The following is a 1,405-nucleotide window of genomic DNA, read 5'->3' as shown; positions in this document are numbered from 1 at the left end:
GGTCATGAAACTGCGCAACGCTACCTTGACGACAATTGCTCCAACCGGGACGATATCCATGATTTGCGGCGCTTCCAGCGGGGTAGAACCTCTCTTTGCGGTTGCCTATACTAAAACTGTAATGGATGGGACAGCTTTAATAGAAGTCAATCCGCTCTTTGAAGCGTTGGCCAAAGAGTATGGTTTCTATTCCCCGGAACTTATGCAAAAGATCGCTGAAATGGGAACCGTCCTCGGTTTACCGGAAGTACCGAACTGGGCGCAGGAGGTTTTTACCACCGCTCAAGAGATCGCGCCCGAATGGCACATCCGGATTCAGGCGGCTTTCCAGAAATATACCGATAACGCGGTATCCAAAACGATTAATTTTGCCAACGCCGCGACACGCGAAGATATTGCCGAAGCCTATCGTTTGGCGTATGAACTGAATTGCAAGGGATTAACGGTCTATCGCGACGGAAGCCGGGAGGAGCAGGTGCTTTCGCTGGGAGCCTCAGCCACAAAAGCCCCATTGGCAGCCGAACAGTTTATCCCCAAAACACCGTTTATTCCAGAAATAAACACAGTCGTGCCGCGCCCACGCCCAACCACAACCGTAGGGTTTACAGAAAAAATAAAAATAGGCTGCGGAAACCTCTATGTCAGTGTCAATGAGGATGACAAAGGGATTTGTGAAGTTTTTACGAATACCGGCCGCGCCGGAGGCTGTGCCTCCCAATCGGAGGCAACAGCCCGTTTGATCTCCATCACCCTGCGCTCCGGCTTGTCTGTTGATGCCATTACGGAGCAGATCAAAGGTATTCGCTGCCCGGCTTGTATGCGGCGGGAAGGGGTCAAGGTCACCTCTTGCCCGGATGCCATTGCCCGGGTGATTAAGAAATATAGTGAAGTGGGTATCAATTTTGCGGGTGGGCATAGGGGAACGCAGAAAACAGCCCCAACGGCCGTAAAATCAAGCGTTGTCGAACGAGAAAGGCCATCCGGAGAAAAGGTAACTAAAAAAATAGCCCGGACAGGTGTGGCGACGGAAAATGCATGCCCGGAATGTGGTATGCCCATCAACCATGAAAGCGGTTGTGTGGTATGTACGCACTGTGGCTATTCGAAGTGCGGTTAAGGTATATTAAAAGCTGAATAGAGGTCAACTATGCAAATAGCCAATGGAATAAAAATGTTGGAATTATCGAAAAATCATATGGGTAAACCATTAATCGCTTACCCAACCCTAATCCTGGATGATCCTGTCATCCTGGTGGATACCGGGTATCCGGGGCAATTACCCCAAATTCGCGAGGCCATGGCGAAGGCTGGCGTCCCTTTGAGCAAGCTCAAAAAGGTAATCCTTACGCATCATGACGCGGACCATATCGGTAACACTCGCAGTTTACAAAATGAATTAGCGATT

The 1,405-nt window shown here is 49.9% G+C and carries 2 protein-coding genes; both read left to right on the top strand.

Annotated features, from left to right (window positions below):
- Positions 1-1,117: ribonucleotide reductase barrel domain-containing protein (locus AC6I5A_RS12040; RefSeq protein ID WP_034616286.1), on the top strand; the 1,117-nt coding region annotated here is incomplete at its 5' end.
- A 30-nt stretch (positions 1,118-1,147) separates the two neighbouring features.
- Positions 1,148-1,405: MBL fold metallo-hydrolase (locus AC6I5A_RS12035; RefSeq protein WP_034616284.1), on the top strand; the 258-nt coding region annotated here is incomplete at its 3' end.

Source organism: Desulfosporosinus sp. Tol-M2 (genome assembly GCF_059735615.1).
Note: the sequence above shows the minus strand (reverse complement) of the source record. Positions and strands in the feature narration are given on the sequence as shown.